Below are 18071 nucleotides of genomic sequence, written 5' to 3'. Positions count from 1 at the left end.
AGTATTTCCAGATAAGCCAAGATTTATCAAGTACTAGGCGTGAACCATATTTTCCGAAAATCAACCCAACCCAAATCGTTAATACATACGCCTTTGATCGAATCATGATAGGTCGTTTGCTGAGAGCGGTGAAGTACGAACAAAAATGTTTTCTCCTCCTGAAGCACCTCAACCACCTCATGAAGTCTCTTAATCCTTTCGTCCCGGGATGCAATCGTAAGAATACGGTCGATTTCCGCATCGATCCATGCCATACGTTCCGGACTTAAGTGAGCCCGAACATAGCTGTTGCACTGTTTCAGCGTCTGAATAATGTGAAGATCGTACTCACTCTCCAGACAAATGTGATAAAAAATGAGATCGGCTTCGTGAATCGTGTCCAGCTGCATCATTTCCCCCATGCTTCTGGTCGTGAGCTCGATACGAATTCCAGCTTTGGCGCACTGCGCACCAATCCACTGGGCATCTTCACTGTTATTGCTATAGATGTACATTTGAATCGGCTCGCCGTTGTACCCCATCTCCTCAAGCAGGCATTTCGCCTCCTTCACATCGGTGCGGTACTCTGCTGACGTACGTTTGAGATTCATCGTTGGCAAAAAAGAGCTTGCCGGCGCTTCCCTGAAGCCTCCCAGCTGTTCAATCATCCTTTCCCTATCGATGACCAAATCAATCGCCTTGCGAAAGTTCAGATGGCGTTGCGGCCCCATTTTAGCCTCATTAAACGTTAGCAAGCTGCAGCCCAGAATCGACTGCTCAATCTGATGCCATTCAGCATCTTTGCCGACGGCACCGGCCGGTTTCCGGGAATTCGTATGATCGCACAACACCTGCACCATATCCCAGCTGGGTCCAACCTCTGAAAGTTCATGCGGCAGCAGCCAAATTTCCAATTGATCCAAATGCGGCCTGACCCCAAAATACCCGTCAAATGCCCGAAGCTTACAGATGTAATCATCGTTTCGCTCCAGTTTGAACGGCCCGGTCCCTATTGGCATTCGCCCGAATATATTTTCGTTATCCCGGCAAATTTCCTCCGGCACGATCGCTAAAGAAGTATGCGCCAGCTGCTGCAGAAAAAGCTCATTAGGCTGCTTCAGTTCAATCGCAATAGCGCTTCGGTTCAGCACCCGCATGTTCTCGATGCTTTCCGTCATCCACCCTTGACAAGCCCTCGCGCCAAGTTCCTTGACTCTGGACAGCGAGTAATACACGTCGTTCGCCGTCATTTCTCTGCCATGATGAAACAAGACGCCTTTTCGCAAATAAAAGGTATAGTGAAGACCATCCTCGCTTTTCTCCCAGTAATGCGCCAAATGCGGCTCAGCTACCATCGTACCGGGATTGTACAAAACGAGCGTGTCGAAAATTTGATTCATCAAATGCGTATCAAAAGCAAAAAAAGAAAAAGCCGGATCCAGCGATACCAGCCATTTGTACACCGGGAAACGGAGCGTATCCCTGGAGCACTCCTCCTGAACGACCGCGCGATAGCCGAAATAGCTGAACAACCAATCGACAAAAGAGTCCTGTAACGACTCTCCCCTGCCCAATTGGTGGATGAGTTCGATCGTTCCTCGGTAATCCCCTTGTGCCGCCAGTTCCATCGCCTGTTGGGACACCATGTCCTCCGCCGAAACCAGAAACGTCAGCTCGGAAACGTTCCCTCGGCCTCTTCCGGGCTTCCAGGAAATCCAGTCCTGCTCCATCATTTTTTTCAGCAAAATCTTCACATTCCGTGTCGTGCAATACATTCTTTCGGATAATTCTTCTAACGTAATAGGCTGCGGTTCATGCTCTATGTCATGGGCAAAGCCGGCACGCAGCTCCAAAAAGTGAGATAACAGCTGCATGATCCACCTCCTTCTCCAAAAGGGGAAATTGTTAAAGTGAATTATACACTTTTTGTTCCCCTTATTCTAGATGTAAACTGGATCTAACAGGAAAAGAAAGGAAGGTGAACCGAATCATGCAACCATCCAACTTATATGTATCTGAGAAATTAATGCAGTGGCAGCAGCACGAATTGGAAGTCGAAGCTCGCGAGCTTTGGAAATTCAAATCCATCAAAAAAAGAAAAGTGTATATGATGATTACCAGTTTGTTCTTCTTCGTCTAATCGCAGAGCGGATCCCGAGAACCGCCAGCACCAAAAAAACAGCCAATAGTGCTCCAATTGAATCGACTACCACGTCAATGGCATGACCTGTGCGGCCTTCAATGAACGTTTGATGCCACTCATCGGTCACTGCATACAAAATCGAAATGATAAAGGAGGTGAGCAGTGCCATGTTTACTTGTACTCGTTTCGCAAGTAAGGCCAAGATCCAGAGCAGGGTAAGTAAAGCGAACTCGCTTACGTGCCCTGCTTTTCTTATGAAGAATTCGATAACGCCGGCGGGGTCCTGCCACGACAGTTTTTGCCCATCGTAGGTGAATGCCAAATGCGGGGAGTAATTTAGCAGATGAGATCCACTAAGCTTTGATTCTAAAAGCGGACGCAGTGTCTGCTGCTGATAGGTCTGCCCTGACTTGAAAAAAATAAAGGCCATCCATAGGACGGCAGCAATTGTAAAGACATAAAAGTAAACCTTAGAAGAAGATTGTGTCATGAAGAAACCATCCCTCTACGAATTCATTTTCTTGCGAATGCTAAATAGCGCAAAAAATTCGATGACCATCAAATTCACGGCTGATACCCCATAAAACGCCATTCCAAACATCATGCGGAACGGATCCTCCGTCACTGATTTCCACCAAAATGCTGCAGCTAAAGTCAAAACAATATTTAAGGCTGTCGTTATCCAGAAAGAGAATCCGAGCCGGTTCGTTTTCCGCATTAACCACACGCCGATCACAAATGGCAATATAAATGCTACTCCCAAGTAAACCCAATACAAAACCCCGTTTGACACTCTTTCGTCACTCCTACACGATCAACTAGTTTCTATTACTAGGTTAGCATGAAAATGTGAATGAAAACAACGTTTGGCACCGTTTGCAACAGAAACGTCGCAGGCATAAAAGACAATATGAAATATCTGCACAAAGGGCTTGCCTGCTTCAAATATTTCATGTATAATACGAAAAGTCGACGTTAATACACGTCATTTCGGGGCCTTAGCTCAGCTGGGAGAGCGCATCGCTGGCAGCGATGAGGTCAGGGGTTCGATCCCCCTAGGCTCCATACAAGTAAAAACCTCGATCCCTTGGGATCGAGGTTTTTTTGTATGGACCATGGGGGTGAAAACCCCGCTGGGTTCGCCCGCGCGGACGGAACGGATGATGGACTTCGTAGCTTGTCTTCGAGTGTAGGAGCACGGCGTCTGAATCTTCCGCTAGGCTTGGCCTCGTCGAGTTTGCTTCGTCAGCCATTTAAATCGGGATTCATACATCCCCCTAGGCTCCGCTATTTTTTTCATACAATAATTATCTAAACTTAATCTTGGTTTAATCTTAATTCGTTAATCTAAAGACCACCCCACTGTTAGAGCATAAAGAAAATTGGACTTACAGCCCTAGAAAGCTGTAGGTCTAATTTTCATTTACAGGAAGTTAGAGTGAATCAATCTCTCCACGGTCACAGTCATACCTTCTTCGTGACTCCATTTCCTCAATAAGTTTTTCATTTTGATCCCGAAGCAATTCTATTGTATTTTTTATAAACGATCCGATTGAAAAAAATTGCTTTTTATCAGAGCACATTTTTCCTCCCAAACATACTATTTATAGGTGAAAGTCATCAAAAAAGGCTTGAAGCAGTCCCATACTGCATGAAATCGGAGATGAAATGATGGATAGAAAGAAAACAAAATTGACCGCGAAAATCATACGCCCAGCGGATGCATCGCATGATGATAAGCGCAGGAACGCAGACAGTGCTAATGGATCGGCGAAATACTGGGGTTCTCCAGTGGAGCAGCTTGCTCTTAACGATTAAAGCTCATCTTTTCGGATCATAATGAATGTATTACAAACATGGATGGTCAATCTCATGGATACGATACTCCTTTGGTCCGCTTGGATCGTTACTGCGATTCTGTTGTTAATATTTATCAACCGAAAAAACTTGCTGCAAGCCCTTCTAAGCTTTCTATTTATGCAAGTACCTTCCTGGCTGTTCGGGGCCTTAGTTGTACAAGGCGGGTTAATCGAGTATCCTGTCGGCATTTTGCAAATGGCTTACAGAGCGAGTTTTACTTTTGAGTTTTTCATCTTACCTGCTGTAAGTGCCATTTTTAACGTCTATTTCCCTAACCAAAAGTCATGGTTGATTAAAACAATTTATACCCTTAGTTTTCCAACGGTCATTACAATAATTGAAGTCGTTTTAGAGACTCATACCGAATTAATCAAATACATACATTGGACTTGGTATTTGAGTTACCTCACATTAACGATTACTTTATTAATTTCATACTGGTTTTATCTCTGGTTTTTCAAAAAAATCAAAGAAAAATACTAGTAACTAAAACGAAAAAACACCGCATCCCCCTAAAGGACAATGCGGTATCTCTCACGCTCTAATTCCCGTATATCCTCCTACCCCACTAAATTAACTGAAACTCCGCCAGCTTATTCGCAGTATCCAGAACGGTCTCCTCAACCGGCCGCGGACTCCACTTCAATTGGCTTCTCGCTTTCTGAGATGTGTAGCGAAATTTTCGTCCTAACATCGGCACTAATGACCGTAAGGAAGGTGTCACTTTTGCAGCGCTTTTTAACATAATATCCGGAATCGTTTTGACTGAAATCTGCTGCCCCTTTTCCCCGAGTTCATGCTTCAAAAGTTTCGCTATATCATTCATCCACATATAACCGCTGCTTGCAATATACCTTTGGCCTGCAGCATCTGGATCCGTCATAGCTCGAATATGAAGGTCCACTAGGTCGCGTACATCCACAATTTCAAATCCAATTTTCGGATTCCCTTGGTTTTTGCCCAAAGCTACCCGTTGAATAACCTCGATCGAACTCGGCACGTTAGAGGAAAGGATAGGCCCGAATATCGCTCCTGGAAGAACCGTAGTTAAGGTCATCTTACTTTGTTGATCAGCCATATAGTCCCAAATGGCTTTTTCGGCAATGGCTTTTGATTTTCGATAGTCGTTTAGATGCTTGTCATTCGGATCCGTCCAAAGCGACTCATCGATTTGTTGGTTTGTATTTGAAATGTCAGGTGTTGCGGCAGCAAGCGATGACGTCATCACGACCCGCTCCACGCCTGCCTTCATGGCTGCACGAAGCACACGCAGAGCACCATCACGCGCCGGCCGCACAAAAGCGTCCAAATCGTCGCTTTCACCCAAACTTAGTGGAGAAGCGATATGGAGAACGTAATTAACGCCCGCAACTGCCTCATCCCAGCCATCATCGTTTAATAGATCTGCTATATAAAAAGATAATCGACCTGTAGCCTCTACTTTGCCGGAGAGAGTATTTAATACAGACGTTTCTTTCGCTTTACTCCTAATCGTAGTCCGGACTTGGTATCCCTGCTCTAATAGGGCATAAATGGCCCAACCGGCTACAAAACCCGTACCGCCCGTAACTAAAACCGTTTTATTCATCATCTGAGGTTCCCTCCACTCATTTTGCTATTCCCCTATATCATACAAGCGAAAATAAACAAAATCAACAAATTTAATTATTTTTGTTCATTTTGTCTAAAATATGCTTTTGTGATATAGTAATAACATCATGCTACGAGGTGAAATGGATGGTAACAGAACACGAACGGAAATCGCAAATGGTTAGCAAAATTAATGATGATATTGTTAAAAATGGCTTCAAGTCACTTACGATGGATGGGATCTCCAAGATCATGGGCATTAGCAGGGGGAAATTATACCAATATTTCTCGTCCAAAGATGAGGTGATTGAAGCTGTCGTAGCTCGTTATACTTACTTCATTGTAGAAAAATCGGAGATCCGAATACCGAGTCATCCACAGGAATTCATTGATGATTTCGTTTCAATTTTTTTCCAAAACATGATATTAGCAGGTTCAGCTTCTGATATCTTTGTCAATGAACTCAGAGAAGTGTACCCGGCTCTATATCAGGAATTTTCCGAATCGCTCACGAAGCGGAACACCGCAATTCAAGCTTTTTATGAATCCGGCATGGCCAATAGGGTTTTTAATCCAGGAATGAATGCCCAGTTGCTTCAATTACAAGATCAAACGATGTTACCTGTTTTAGTGAATCCCAAATTCCTGTTTACACATCAATTCATACCAGCGCAAATAATGAGAGACTACCTGAAGCTGAGGATCTTGGAAGTTATCATCCCCGAACATCAGCATTTAGTGAATCAAGTAAATGTTGAAGCGCAAATCAATCATCTTGACGAAAAGTACCGACGCGTACTATGGGATAATTTGTAAAAATAGTGACAATCACACTGGTTCATCTATCCAACCTTTTCCAACTAGATTTGAATCTAATATATAGTGGAAAGGTGGAGGATATCTGATGAACTTACAAGAGCTCAGCCGAACAACGTATGATTTAGTTGCAAGCTTGGGTCAGAACTGTGACCCGGCAGGTCACCTTAGGCGACACAAATTAAGGAAATTTTCGATGCCTTTGGATTGGGTTATTTCTACATCGCTTACGGATGTAAATAGGTTATTAGCTAACAAATTCCAGGGATTTATGGATCTCCCCAACTTGCGAGTCATAGAGGGCAGTTCACAGTATGTCGATGAATTTGCAGCCGTTGTTCAAAAAGTACCCTCCTATTTCATCCAAGACACGCATTATAATGTAACCTCCGTTCATGACTTTCCTATTATTCAAAATGAGAGTTGGTACTACACTTATCATGTTTATAAAGCGAAATTGAATTTGCGCATTCGACGATTTTTAGAAGAATCCGCGGGATCTCACTCTTCGCTTTTTGTTAGACTCCTTGCCACCTATGAACAAACGGCCGAATTGCAGTCTGTTTTGCGGGAAATTACAAATGGCGATTTCAAAATACTTATTGTTAATCCTATTGCAAATTTAGAGCGAATCAAGGAATTAGATTGGGGATTGCAGCATGTCTGTGCTGTTGAAATTCCAAGTACAAACAATTTGAATGAATGGGATTATATTTTAAATGGACTTAAAATAAGGCTGTAAGCTGGGTTCCTTATTAAACCGCGTCCTTTTCGGATCGCGGTTTTTTTGATTACTCCGCATGACCGCCTTGAGCCACGCCCTGCCCCTTGCTCCTATGCCTATGTTGTACTCCGTACAACATAAAACAGCTTTAACCCCCACTACCTCGCTCTTCATTGCACAAACTACAATGAATTCAATCAAAATAGCATGAAAACCGCGCTATTCAGCCATCTACGTTGTACTTCGTACAACGTAGATGGCGGCAGCAGCCAATCTGAGGCCTTAATATTGCATAAAATGCAACATAGAGATGGCAGCGGCCCTCGCTCGCGTCTGGCATTGGATGAAATCGAAATCCAATGCTACATACATCCACAGCGCGTCCGTGCCGTGCAAATCACAATCTGAAACTCTTTATCTAGCAAGCTATGATTGATCTCACGGACCTGCTAGATTATAATACAAGCTTGGAATGCTACACTAAACTAAAGGAACTGATGACATGCTTACTAATAGCCCTGAATATTGGATTTCTAAACTAGAACTCGAAGCTCATCCCGAGGGCGGTTATTATAAACGTACTTTTCAAGCGGAAGAAAAAATTACGGATCAAGAGTTGTCCGTCGAATTCAACGGTTCACGACTGCTTTATACGAGCATCTACTTTCTCCTGCAATCTCACGATGTTTCGCATTTTCATCGCTTGAAATCGGATGAGTTATGGTATTTTCACGCCGGAAGCCCGCTTACGATTCATGTCATTCACGAGGATGGCACGTATGAGGAAGTCAAGCTAGGCCTTCATTTAGATAATGGTGAGACCCCACAATATTTGGTGCCAAAAAACTGTATTTTCGGATCTTCGGTCATGGAAAAAAATACGTTTTCGCTTGTCGGCTGCATGGTAGCGCCTGGATTTGATTTTCAGGATTTTGAACTATTTTCCCAGGAAGAGCTGCTTAAGCTGTACCCGCAACACAAGGATGTTATCAAAAAGTTAGCCTATGAACTGCTTCCTGTTTAAAAGGAGGCTCGATCAACACGTCGATTTGACGTGTTTTTATTTTTGCCGATATTTGTTGTAAAATGACAGTATCAAATAAGACCTTTGGGGAAGCTGTCTGATTGGAGAAAATGATGATCTATCAAAATTTAGAAGAATGCCTCATGGATTTAGAGAAAAACGGACATTTGGTTCGCATTCATGAAGAAGTCGATCCTGAGCTTGAGATGGCTGCCATTCATATGAAGGTTCATGCTGCCGGCGGCCCGGCCTTGTTGTTCGAGAATGTAAAAGGTTCGAAGTTCCGCGCGGTTTCCAACCTTTTTGGCACGGTTGAGCGCAGCAAATATATTTTTCGTCAGACGTGGGAAGGCGTACAAAAGGTTATTTCTTTGCGGAGCGATCCTATGAAGGCCATGAAAAACCCTTTGCAACATTTCGGAACAGGGCTCGCTGCATGGAAAGCACTGCCGCTCCAAGTATCCGGCGGACTGCCAGCTGCTTTCGAAGAGGTCAGCATCGCTGATCTTCCTCTGATTCGACACTGGCCGGAGGATGGCGGCGCCTTCGTCACGTTGCCTCAGGTCTATTCGGAAGATCCGGAGAAACCGGGCATTATGAATTCTAATCTGGGGATGTATCGGATTCAACTGAGCGGAAACGAGTACGAATTGAATAAGGAGATTGGCTTGCATTATCAAATTCATCGCGGCATCGGCGTGCACCAGGATAAAGCAACCAAGAAGGGACTTCCTTTGAAGGTAAGCATTTTTATCGGGGGGCCGCCGGCCCATACGTTGTCAGCCGTGATGCCTTTGCCGGAAGGCATGAGTGAGATCACTTTTGCCGGCTTGCTCTCGGGGCGCCGCTTCCGCTACAGCTATATCGATGGATATTGCATTAGCCATGATGCTGATTTTGTTATCACAGGCGAAATATATCCTGGTGAAACGAAGCCGGAGGGACCTTTCGGCGATCATTTGGGCTATTACAGCCTCACACATCCTTTTCCACTCATGAGAGTGCATAACGTATATGCCAAGAAAAATGCCGTCTTTCCATTCACCGTTGTTGGCAGGCCGCCTCAAGAGGATACGGCGTTCGGCGCTTTAATTCATGAATTAACCGGGGATGCGATCAAGCAAGAAATTCCTGGTGTCAAAGAAGTCCATGCCGTCGATGCTGCGGGTGTGCATCCATTGCTTTTTGCAATCGGAAGTGAAAGGTACACCCCTTATCAACAAGTCAAACAACCGGCGGAGCTGCTCACAATTGCCAATCGCATTCTAGGAACGGGACAAGTGAGCTTGGCCAAATATTTGTTCATTACGGCGGAAGAGAGCCAGCCTCTGGATTCGCATGATGTCGAGCATTTTTTAACGTACATTTTAGCTAGAATGGATCTTCATCGCGACCTTCATTTTCATACCAATACGACCATCGATACGCTTGATTACTCGGGTACTGGGCTCAATAGCGGAAGTAAAGTTGTTTTTGCGGCCGTTGGGGATGTAAAAAGAGAATTGTGCACCCAGGTGCCTGAAGTTTTCAATGACATCAAAGGAATTGAGCACGCTCATCTGGTCATGCCAGGAATCGTCGCCATTCAGGTTTCTGAATTTAAAAGTTATGAAGATACGCAAAAGGAATTGAACGAATTATGCGAGGCTATCGCGGCAAAAGGCCCGCTCCCAACTTGTCCGATGATCATCGTCTGCGATGACAGCCAGTTTATGAGCGAATCCATCGATAATTTCGTTTGGGGCACTTTTACACGCAGCAACCCGTCCCATGATATTCATGGCGTGAACAGTTATTATGAGAATAAACATTGGGCTTGCGATAATATCGTCATTGATGCCCGAATCAAACCACACCAAGCGCCTCCTTTAATACCGGATTCAACCGTTGAGACGAACATTATGCGATTCTTCGCCGATGGCGCCAGTTTAAACGGCTTACACAAGTAAAGCTGTCACAACATTAAGCAGCATCACGACCAATCCGGTTGTGGTGCTGTTTCCATTTGGAGCTCAGTGGGCAAAGGAAAAGCATGAACACCGTCGAACATACCAAGGATAAACGATTTCGTCGTCCTTTAAGACGAGCACGTTTAACGAAACCCAATCAAACGCTGCAAGGATGGCGTAGAACGGTGGTTACCAATTCATGTCTCAGACACTTTTATATACGAAACTGCATATCCCCCCTCCACGGCCTAAAATGGTTCTTCGCACCTCCCTGATTGAAAAGCTGAATGGTGGCCTGCACGGCAAACTGACCCTCCTCTCTGCCTCGGCAGGGTTTGGTAAAACCCAATTAGTCAGCGGATGGCTTACAACTTGCAAACAGCCTGCCGCATGGGTGTCCATCGATGAGGGCGATAACGATTCTTCCCGTTTCCTGTCTTACCTCTCGGCAGCCCTTCAGAGCATTGGAGCGAATATTGAGGAAAGCTTGTTTCGTGCACTCCAATCTCCTCATCCTCCGCCTGCATCGGCGGTTCTAACTCTGCTGCTCAATGAAGTCAGCAGCATGCCGCACCAATTCGTCCTCGTGCTCGACGACTATCACCTCATTGATGCTGATCCGGTCCACCATGCGCTCATCTTTCTACTTGAGCACCTGCCGCCGCAGATGCATCTGGTTATCACTACGCGTGAAGATCCGCCCCTTCCGCTAGCCCGGCTGCGTGCACGCGGACAATTGACAGAGCTGCGCGCCGCCGACTTGCGTTTCACCCTTTCGGAAGCTGCTGCTTTCCTCAACCAGACGATGGGGCTGAACCTGTCACCAGATAATATCGCCCTGCTGGAATCGCGCACGGAGGGCTGGATAACCGGCCTGCAATTAGCCGCCATTTCCATGGATGGGCTTCATGATGCGACAGGCTTCATCAAGTCTTTTACCGGCAGCCACCGCTTCGTTCTTGACTATTTGGTTGAAGAGGTGCTGAACAAACAAAAGGAAAACGTTCAAACCTTCTTGCTGCACACATCCATACTCGACCGCTTCTGCGCCCCTCTGTGTGATGCCGTTATGCGCCTCGCTCCCTCGTCTTCCAGTGAAGAGACGTTGAAACAGCTTGAGCAGGCCAATCTTTTTCTCATCCCGCTGGATAACGAGCGGCGCTGGTTCCGTTATCACCATCTCTTTGCTGAGTTACTACGGAAGCGGCTGCAGCAAAACGCCGAATTCACTGCATCATTCGGCGAAGATACCGAAGCCGAATTACACCTTCGTGCCAGCAGTTGGTACGAGGAAAATGGTCTCGAGCTTGAAGCTTTTCACCATGCAGCTGCCGCTAAAGAGATAGACCGCGCTGCTCGTCTAGCGGAAGGCAACGGGATGCCGCTGCATTATCGCGGTATGATGACACCCGTATTACATTGGCTGGCCACTCTGCCCACGAATGTTCTGGAAGCCAGACCTTCTTTGTTAGTGATATATGCCTCGGCTTTAGTCTTTACGGGACAAAACAGCACCGTGGAACATAAATTGGTCATAGCAGAAAAAGCACTAAAAAAAGTCAAACCAGACGGCAAAACGCGTGACCTTGCAGGGCAAATCGCCTCCATAAGAGCTATGTTGGCGATCCCCCAATATCAAAGTGGCATCATCCTCACCCAATCACTCCGCGCTTTAGAGTTGCTGCACCCTGATAATTTGCCTGTTCGTGCTGCTACTACTTGGACACTCGGTTTTGCCTATCAGCTTCTAGGAGACCGCACCGCAGCTAGCCGAACCTATAAAGAGGTCATCTCTTTCGGACAATCGACTTCATCGGTCATGGTCACTATTGCAGCAACAACGGGCCTTGGCAGCATACAAGAAGCAGAAGGCCATCTTCATCTGGCTGCGGAGTCATACGAGAGCGTGATCCAGTTGGCTGGCGAACCTCCTCTCCCGGCAGCTTGCGAAGCACATCTGGGACTCGCTCGTATACACTACGAATGGAACGAGTTGCATGCCGCTGAACGGCACGGACAACAGAGCCTCCAATTAGCGAAGCAGCTAGAAAGCGTAGACACCTACGCTCTCTGTGAACTCTTTTTCACGCGGCTCAAGCTTGCCCAGGGGGATGTCGCCGGTGCCGCGGCTTGTTTAACCAAAGCAGGTCAGCACGTCCGTAAGATAAACTCCGTATCCCGGGCACCCGATGTTGCTGCTATGCAAGTGCTTTTACTGCTCCATCAGGGCGATCTGGAGGGAGCTGCTAAGCTGGCCCGTTCTCAGGAGCTCCCCTTCAGCCAGACTCGGGTACATTTAGCCCTAGGCGATGCGCCAGCCGCACTGGCCTTGATGGAGCCGCTAGGACAGCACGCCATTAAAAACAGATCGATAGATGAACAGCTTAAAGGAATGGTGCTGCAGGTGGCTGTGCTCTATGCTAACGGGGACAAGCCAAAAGCTGCGAAACTGCTTGTTGAAGGGCTGAAGTTGGCAGAGCCTGGCGGTTACATTCGGCTTTTTGTTGACGAAAGCATTCCAATCGTAGAGCTGGTTCCCGAAGCAGATAGGCATGGAATCAAGAAGGACTACCTGATTAAATTACTAGCCTCAGCCGAAATTGTGGAACATTTTCACGCGGACAACTCTTGTTTGCCTCCTGCTCCTCCGCTTATACAGAACTTAATTGAACCATTAAGCGTACGCGAGTTAAAAGTGCTTGAGCTTATTGCCATGGGACTCTCCAACCGTGAGATAAGCGAGCGGCTTTTCGTTGCTTTGAGTACGGTAAAAGGGCACAATCAACGCATCTTTGACAAGCTCCAAGTCAAAAGGCGCACCGAAGCGATTGTCCGCGCCCGCGAGCTAGGTCTGTTCCAATAAAACAATACTTTAGTATCTACACAGTAATACCTGCTTGTAGCTATATTGTTTATAGATGAAGCAAGCGGCACATCCGGCTTATTCGGGTGCGGCCGAATCCGCGAGATCTCGGAGGAGTGCTTATGAAAGCAATCATAGCTACAAAATATGGATCACCCGATGTCCTTCAGCTTAGAGAGGTTGATAAACCTATTCCAAAGGACCATGAAATATTGATCAAAATCCATGCGACCGTCGTCACGCCAGCAGACTGCGCTTTTCGAAAAGCCGACCCTTTCATGACACGGCTGTTCAGCGGTCTGACCAAACCTTCCTGCATACCCGGGTTTGAGCTGGCCGGGGAAATTGAAGAAGTAGGCGGCGGGGTAACTCTTTTTAAAAAAGGGGATCAAATATTTGGAACTGCCGGCACTGGTTTCGGCGCTCATGCTGAGTACAAATGCCTGCCGGAAACCGGCGTGATAGCCACTAAACCGGCAAACATGACCTATGCAGACGCCGTTGCTGTCTGTGATGGAGGCTTAACGGCCTTGTCTTTCCTTAGGGACATTGGCAAAATTCAACGCGGACAACAAATCCTTATCAATGGCGCTTCTGGAGCGGTTGGTGCTTATGGGGTACAGCTTGCCAAATACTACGGGGCGGAAGTTACTGGAGTGTGCAGTCAGGTCAATGTGAGTTTAGTCAAATCGCTAGGTGCCGACCATGTTATTGATTATACCAAAACGGACTTTTCTAAAACCGGCCATACCTACGATATTATTTTTGATGCTGTGGGAAAAAGCTCATTTGTACGCTGCAAAAGGTCGCTTAAGCCAAATGGCATTTACCTTTCAGCAGTCCCTTCGCTCGCTATCCTGCTCCAGATGGCATGGACCTCGACATTTGGCGGCAAAAGAGCTTATTTTGCGGCAACAGGGCTCAAACAAAAGAAAGAAAACCTCATCTTTCTCAAAGAGCTTGCCGAAGCTGGGAAAATAAAATCTGTCATAGACAGGCACTATTCCTTGGAACAAACAGCCGAGGCGCACCGATATGTGGATACTGGGCATAAAAAAGGCAATGTTGTCATTACGGTGGGATAAAGAAAATCGAATCCTTAATTAACCATTGATAAAAACAATGAAAAACATAAAAATATCCCTGTTCTCCCTTCAATAAATATGGTAGATTGATTGTATCATCCGTTGGAGGTACTTCACTTTGAAAGCAGTCACCGAGAAGCTCATCAAACAACATCAACACTATTTGTCTGATAATCCCAGTGAGCTTAAAGATTATGGTTCAATCTATGATCATATGCTTTATTACTTCACAAGCGTGCTAGGAATTGATGAGCATCAAGCTTTGTATACCATACAAGATTTTAAATCGGATCTTTCCTGTGACGTACTTAAGAATATCGTGCAATCCAAGGTGAATTTATAAACTCGGGTTCACATATTGCCGCGGCACGAAAAAGTTCAGCTGCAAAATTCCTTCCCTTGAGGCTATGCCTTGAGGGATTTTTTTAATTTAACATCCATCTACCCGAACTAGCACAATTCTTTTTCGTTTACGGCAAATTCTTTGATCTTTTGAAACGCTTTCAAGTTCTGTGGCATGATCGGAATCATCCGTTGTATGATAGAGATAGTTCTTCCTACTAGGAAAATACAGGAATGGTGACGGCCATGAATCTATTGCGAAGTCCCTTCAAAACACTGCGCGGGAAAATTCTTATTTCCTTATTTGTTCTCATCATTTTACCCGTCGTCATCATTCTTTACCGTTTCTACAATTCCTCTGAGCTTATCGTCCAGATGCAGCTCAATCAATCTAACCAAGCCGCAGTAGCCCAAAAAGCAGACATGATGAACGACCTAGCCGTTCGTATTATTAAAGCCTCCAGCCTTATTATCAACGATCCGGAAACTGAAAAATTCCTTCGGGAGCCTGCTGATTGGTCCGATAATTACAGCTCTTTCATTAAACTGACCAGCTTGCAAAAAAAGCTGTCTAACGTGAAAGACCTTCTGCTCGACAGCGATGCTTACTTGGGCCTTTATGACAACAGGGGATATACGCATACCACCTGGTCAGCGGTCACCAAGACGGATATTGCCTCCTATCGCAAGGAAAGCTGGTATCAACCCACCCTGCAGCTTGGCGGCTCTCCTTACTGGTCTGTGCCCTACACGCTGCGCACAGCGGCCAGCAGCCAAGACCTCGTTGCCATGACCAGACAAGTAAATGGCGAATATACGAGCAATTACGGTATTTTCATGATTGGGGTTCCGATCCCGATTTTCTTCTATAACGCGCAGGAGCTGCGCCAGCAGCAGGAATCCGGCGTCATCTCATTTCTGTTAGACCAGGACCAGAAGCTTTTGCTCGGCGGCAGTACATCAAGTCATTTTAAAGCCTCAGAATCACTCCAAGACATGCACAAAAACGCTAGCGGCATTCAGAAAATAACGTTGGACGGCCAGGATTATCTCGTAAATGACGCCTATGTCCCCCAGCTTGGCTGGCGGCTGGTTCAACTGATGAATCAAAAGAATTTTGCCACACAGTTAAGCCGCGAGAAAGATAAGTCCATCAGTTGGGTCATCGCTTGGTTTTTCTTATTTGCAATCGCTTTCATCCTATTGATGCTTCGCGTGACAAGTCCTTTCAAGCAGCTCGCCAAGTCGATGAACAGGGTTGGAAAAGGCGAATTCAACACGATGGTCACGGTAAAAGGCGAAGATGAAATCGCGGTTTTGGGCAGCAATTTCAACAAAATGGTCAGCCATCTGCAGCTTTTAATCGCAAACTTATACGATGAGGAGCAGCGCAAGCAGAAGGCGCAGTTTCAGGCGCTTCAAGCACAAATCAATCCTCATTTTCTGCTGAATACGCTTAATTCCATTAAGTGGATGGCCATTCTTTCGGGCGCAGAGCACGTCAGCGAAATGATTACGAAACTCGGCAAGCTGCTGAGCTTCACGATGCGCAACGAACAGGAATTCGTGACGCTCCGTGAAGAACTGGACTACATTCAGGTCTACCTCTCCTTGCAGGAAATTCGTTACCATGACCAAATCAAGTTCTTATTCAATATTCCGGAATCGCTGCTCGACTGTGAAATGTTGAAATTTACGCTTCAGCCGGCTGTCGAGAATAGCATTTTACACGGCAACCACTTTCCGCTAATCATCGAGCTCCAAGCGATGGAAGTCGCCGGCAAGCTGCACATCCTTCTGCAGGATAATGGTGTCGGCATGAGCTTGGAGAAAATCCAGCAAGTGGAGAACGAACTTCATCAACCCCACGTCAAGTTCAGCGGCATCGGCATTCGGAATGTGAATGAACGAATCAAGCTGCATTTCGGCGCACAATACGGCATACACATCGCCAGCTCTCCGAACGAAGGTGTTCGATTGACATTGATACTGCCACTTAACTGGAGGGAGCCTCATGATGCGCATTCTGATCGTAGATGATGAAATTTTGGTACGTATTGGGTTAAAAACGATTATTCCTATGAATAATGAGGAATTCCAAGTGATCGGCGAAGCAGCGAGCGGCCTCGAAGCTTTGGCGATTCTGGAAAATCATCCTTGTGAAATCGTGCTTACGGATATCCGCATGCCGGACATGGATGGCCTGGAGCTGCTCCAAATCATCCGAGAACGCTGGCCGGCCATGAAATGCCTCATTCTATCCAATCATAGCGATTTTGCTTATGTGCAAAAGGCCCTGCGTCTTGGGGCTACAGAATACATAACAAAACTGGAAATTCAACCTTCCGAGCTTATGCAAAAGCTTCGTGCTATTAAGGAACAACTTCAGATTGAGAAGCAAGGCCAAACCGCTTATACAAAGCTGGAGCAAAAAGTGAATCAATACAGCAGCGAAGTAAAGGAAAAGCGGCTGCGCGAGCTCGTACTGGGCCATTCCTCACGCAGAGAAATCGAACAGGAATTCATTGAATTTCAACTGGAGCCTTTCCCTGCTCCTCTGTCCTCCATTGCGATCCAGATCGAATCTTATGAGGAACTAACGCATAACAACCGGTTTCAAAGCGATCGGCTTCTGACCTACACGGTCAAGAATGTGCTCAGCGAGATTTTAAAAAAATATGGCAATGGGGAATTGCTCGAGATCGGCGGCGGCAAATTTTGCGTGCTCATCGGCCAGTTGAACCCTGCAGTCCTGCAGGAAATGCAAAACGCGGTGCATACTTTCCTGAAAATTTCCATCTCCTGCGGTGTTTCACCGCCACTAGAGGATCCTTATCTGCTTCAACAAGCCTATGAGAAGGCGGATTATTCGCTTAGCTATCGGTTTTATTTCGGACGCTCGTGCATCGTTTCCTACCACCAGATACCGCTTGCTGCACACCGGCAGTCGGATCCTTGGGACGAAGAAGACTTACGCAAACGAATTGACGAACAGGATACGTCTGGACTTAGGCAGCGGCTGAAGGACTGGACGCAAGAACTGCTAGCTAAAAAAGACGTGCCGCCGCTTATGCTGCGCGAGACGTGGCTCAGTCTGCTGCATATGTTTTCCCGCAGCCTTAAAGCGGATGGCAACGATATTTATTCCGTGACGCTTCACGAGAATCAATACCCGTATCATGTGATCCGGAACGCGGAAACGCTTCAGGAATTGGCGGATTGGTTCATCGGCTGGATTCCCGTCTTCATGGATTACAAGCGGCAGCATGGCAAAGAAAAGCTGCGTCCCGAGATTCAAACCGTCATGCGCATCATTACGGATCAGTATAATTTGCCGATGAAAGTGGCCGATTTGGCGTTCAAAGTCGGTTACACCGAAAATTACTTAAGCATTTTATTTAAAAAGGAAACCGGCAAAACGATCACGGATTACATCACCAACGTTCGGATGAAAACGGCTAGAGAGCTGCTCAAAAATCCCGATTACAAAATATTCGAAATCTCGGAAAAAATCGGCTACACCGACCCGAATCATTTTAGCCGCAGCTTTAAACAACTCGAAGGCATGTATCCTACTGAATTCCGCAAATTGTATTTCGGCGGCCGAACATCATAGAATAATGCTTAACTTGAAAAGAATCGTGCATGTCTTTTTCTGGAGGATTCCAATACGATTGAATGACCAAAAGAAAAGGG

General features: G+C 46.1%; 16 protein-coding genes and 1 tRNA gene. 13 read left to right on the top strand and 4 right to left on the bottom strand.

Translation table 11 applies throughout. The features are described 5' to 3' along the window. Positions 1-26: 26 nt before the first annotated feature. Positions 27-1853 (bottom strand): ABC transporter substrate-binding protein, encoded by a 1827-nt coding sequence (locus AC3WTJ_RS21515; RefSeq protein ID WP_492523569.1) that lies wholly within the window; start codon positions 1851-1853, stop codon positions 27-29. Positions 1854-1969: 116 nt separating this feature from the next. Here AC3WTJ_RS21515 and AC3WTJ_RS21510 point away from each other — a divergent pair, with 116 nt between their 5' ends. After that, positions 1970-2119 carry a hypothetical protein gene (locus AC3WTJ_RS21510; protein ID WP_157322777.1) on the top strand — a complete coding sequence of 50 codons (150 nt, stop codon included), beginning with the start codon at positions 1970-1972 and terminating at the stop codon, positions 2117-2119. Here AC3WTJ_RS21510 and AC3WTJ_RS21505 read toward each other — a convergent pair. Next, the gene (locus AC3WTJ_RS21505; protein WP_492523568.1) at positions 2094-2612 is read right to left on the bottom strand and encodes a VanZ family protein; all 519 of its coding nucleotides are present in this window, start codon (positions 2610-2612) and stop codon (positions 2094-2096) included. The two genes, AC3WTJ_RS21510 and AC3WTJ_RS21505, sit on opposite strands and share 26 nt — an antisense overlap. A 15-nt stretch (positions 2613-2627) precedes the next feature. Then, positions 2628-2915, bottom strand: a complete 288-nt coding sequence (locus AC3WTJ_RS21500; RefSeq protein WP_492523567.1) for a hypothetical protein — start codon at positions 2913-2915, stop codon at positions 2628-2630. A 199-nt stretch (positions 2916-3114) separates the two neighbouring features. Between AC3WTJ_RS21500 and AC3WTJ_RS21495 the strand changes: the two genes are divergently transcribed. From AC3WTJ_RS21495 to AC3WTJ_RS21485, 3 genes are all read left to right on the top strand, one after another. Then, a tRNA-Ala gene (locus tag AC3WTJ_RS21495) sits at positions 3115-3187 on the top strand. Positions 3188-3790: 603 nt separating this feature from the next. After that, positions 3791-3940: a hypothetical protein gene (locus AC3WTJ_RS21490; protein ID WP_492523566.1), complete on the top strand. Its 150-nt coding sequence runs from the start codon at positions 3791-3793 to the stop codon at positions 3938-3940. A gap of 54 nt (positions 3941-3994) precedes the next feature. Next, complete coding sequence (locus AC3WTJ_RS21485; protein ID WP_492523565.1) at positions 3995-4465, top strand: CBO0543 family protein; 471 nt, start codon at positions 3995-3997, stop codon at positions 4463-4465. Between the two features lie 85 nt (positions 4466-4550). Here the strand turns inward: AC3WTJ_RS21485 and AC3WTJ_RS21480 are convergent, their stop codons facing one another. Beyond that, positions 4551-5573 carry an SDR family oxidoreductase gene (locus AC3WTJ_RS21480; RefSeq protein WP_492523564.1) on the bottom strand — a complete coding sequence of 341 codons (1023 nt, stop codon included), beginning with the start codon at positions 5571-5573 and terminating at the stop codon, positions 4551-4553. A 146-nt stretch (positions 5574-5719) separates the two neighbouring features. On the opposite strand from AC3WTJ_RS21480, the gene AC3WTJ_RS21475 reads away from it, so the two are divergent. The 9 genes from AC3WTJ_RS21475 (at position 5720) to AC3WTJ_RS21435 (ending at position 17991) form a co-directional block, all read left to right on the top strand. Continuing rightward, positions 5720-6388, top strand: a complete 669-nt coding sequence (locus AC3WTJ_RS21475) for a TetR/AcrR family transcriptional regulator (RefSeq protein WP_492523563.1) — start codon at positions 5720-5722, stop codon at positions 6386-6388. An 88-nt stretch (positions 6389-6476) separates the two neighbouring features. Next, entirely contained in the window at positions 6477-7130 is a 654-nt protein-coding gene (locus tag AC3WTJ_RS21470) for a DUF1796 family putative cysteine peptidase (RefSeq protein ID WP_492523562.1), read from the top strand. A gap of 484 nt (positions 7131-7614) precedes the next feature. After that, entirely contained in the window at positions 7615-8136 is a 522-nt protein-coding gene (locus AC3WTJ_RS21465; RefSeq protein ID WP_492523561.1) for a cupin domain-containing protein, read from the top strand. A gap of 113 nt (positions 8137-8249) precedes the next feature. Next, entirely contained in the window at positions 8250-10085 is a 1836-nt protein-coding gene (locus AC3WTJ_RS21460; protein ID WP_492523676.1) for a UbiD family decarboxylase, read from the top strand. Between the two features lie 199 nt (positions 10086-10284). Beyond that, a complete protein-coding gene (locus AC3WTJ_RS21455; RefSeq protein ID WP_492523560.1) occupies positions 10285-12948 on the top strand; it encodes a winged helix-turn-helix domain-containing protein in 2664 nt (887 codons plus the stop codon). Positions 12949-13070: 122 nt separating this feature from the next. Continuing rightward, positions 13071-14033, top strand: coding sequence for an NAD(P)-dependent alcohol dehydrogenase (locus AC3WTJ_RS21450; protein WP_492523559.1), 963 nt, complete (start codon positions 13071-13073; stop codon positions 14031-14033). Positions 14034-14151: 118 nt separating this feature from the next. Beyond that, the gene (locus AC3WTJ_RS21445; RefSeq protein WP_492523558.1) at positions 14152-14376 is read left to right on the top strand and encodes a hypothetical protein; all 225 of its coding nucleotides are present in this window, start codon (positions 14152-14154) and stop codon (positions 14374-14376) included. A gap of 245 nt (positions 14377-14621) precedes the next feature. Further along, a complete protein-coding gene (locus AC3WTJ_RS21440) occupies positions 14622-16415 on the top strand; it encodes a cache domain-containing sensor histidine kinase (protein ID WP_492523557.1) in 1794 nt (597 codons plus the stop codon). After that, positions 16390-17991, top strand: coding sequence for a response regulator (locus AC3WTJ_RS21435; RefSeq protein WP_492523556.1), 1602 nt, complete (start codon positions 16390-16392; stop codon positions 17989-17991). Before AC3WTJ_RS21440 ends, AC3WTJ_RS21435 begins: the two co-directional genes overlap by 26 nt. The last annotated feature ends 80 nt before the right edge of the window (positions 17992-18071 follow it).

The organism is Paenibacillus sp. FW101-FHT12H11, assembly GCF_058790355.1.
This window is presented reverse-complemented; position numbering and strand designations above follow the sequence as displayed.

Excerpts from the sequence above, each read along its gene's own strand:
- AC3WTJ_RS21490 (WP_492523566.1), top strand. The coding sequence starts at position 3,791 with ATGATGGATAGAAAGAAAACAAAATTGACCGCGAAAATCATACGCCCA.
- AC3WTJ_RS21450 (WP_492523559.1), top strand. The coding sequence starts at position 13,071 with ATGAAAGCAATCATAGCTACAAAATATGGATCACCCGATGTCCTTCAG.
- AC3WTJ_RS21440 (WP_492523557.1), top strand. The coding sequence starts at position 14,622 with ATGAATCTATTGCGAAGTCCCTTCAAAACACTGCGCGGGAAAATTCTT.
- AC3WTJ_RS21460 (WP_492523676.1), top strand. The coding sequence starts at position 8,250 with ATGATCTATCAAAATTTAGAAGAATGCCTCATGGATTTAGAGAAAAAC.
- AC3WTJ_RS21480 (WP_492523564.1), bottom strand. The coding sequence starts at position 5,573 with ATGATGAATAAAACGGTTTTAGTTACGGGCGGTACGGGTTTTGTAGCC.
- AC3WTJ_RS21515 (WP_492523569.1), bottom strand. The coding sequence starts at position 1,853 with ATGCAGCTGTTATCTCACTTTTTGGAGCTGCGTGCCGGCTTTGCCCAT.
- AC3WTJ_RS21505 (WP_492523568.1), bottom strand. The coding sequence starts at position 2,612 with ATGACACAATCTTCTTCTAAGGTTTACTTTTATGTCTTTACAATTGCT.
- AC3WTJ_RS21470 (WP_492523562.1), top strand. The coding sequence starts at position 6,477 with ATGAACTTACAAGAGCTCAGCCGAACAACGTATGATTTAGTTGCAAGC.
- AC3WTJ_RS21465 (WP_492523561.1), top strand. The coding sequence starts at position 7,615 with ATGCTTACTAATAGCCCTGAATATTGGATTTCTAAACTAGAACTCGAA.
- AC3WTJ_RS21475 (WP_492523563.1), top strand. The coding sequence starts at position 5,720 with ATGGTAACAGAACACGAACGGAAATCGCAAATGGTTAGCAAAATTAAT.
- AC3WTJ_RS21455 (WP_492523560.1), top strand. The coding sequence starts at position 10,285 with ATGTCTCAGACACTTTTATATACGAAACTGCATATCCCCCCTCCACGG.
- AC3WTJ_RS21485 (WP_492523565.1), top strand. The coding sequence starts at position 3,995 with ATGGATACGATACTCCTTTGGTCCGCTTGGATCGTTACTGCGATTCTG.
- AC3WTJ_RS21510 (WP_157322777.1), top strand. The coding sequence starts at position 1,970 with ATGCAACCATCCAACTTATATGTATCTGAGAAATTAATGCAGTGGCAG.
- AC3WTJ_RS21435 (WP_492523556.1), top strand. The coding sequence starts at position 16,390 with ATGATGCGCATTCTGATCGTAGATGATGAAATTTTGGTACGTATTGGG.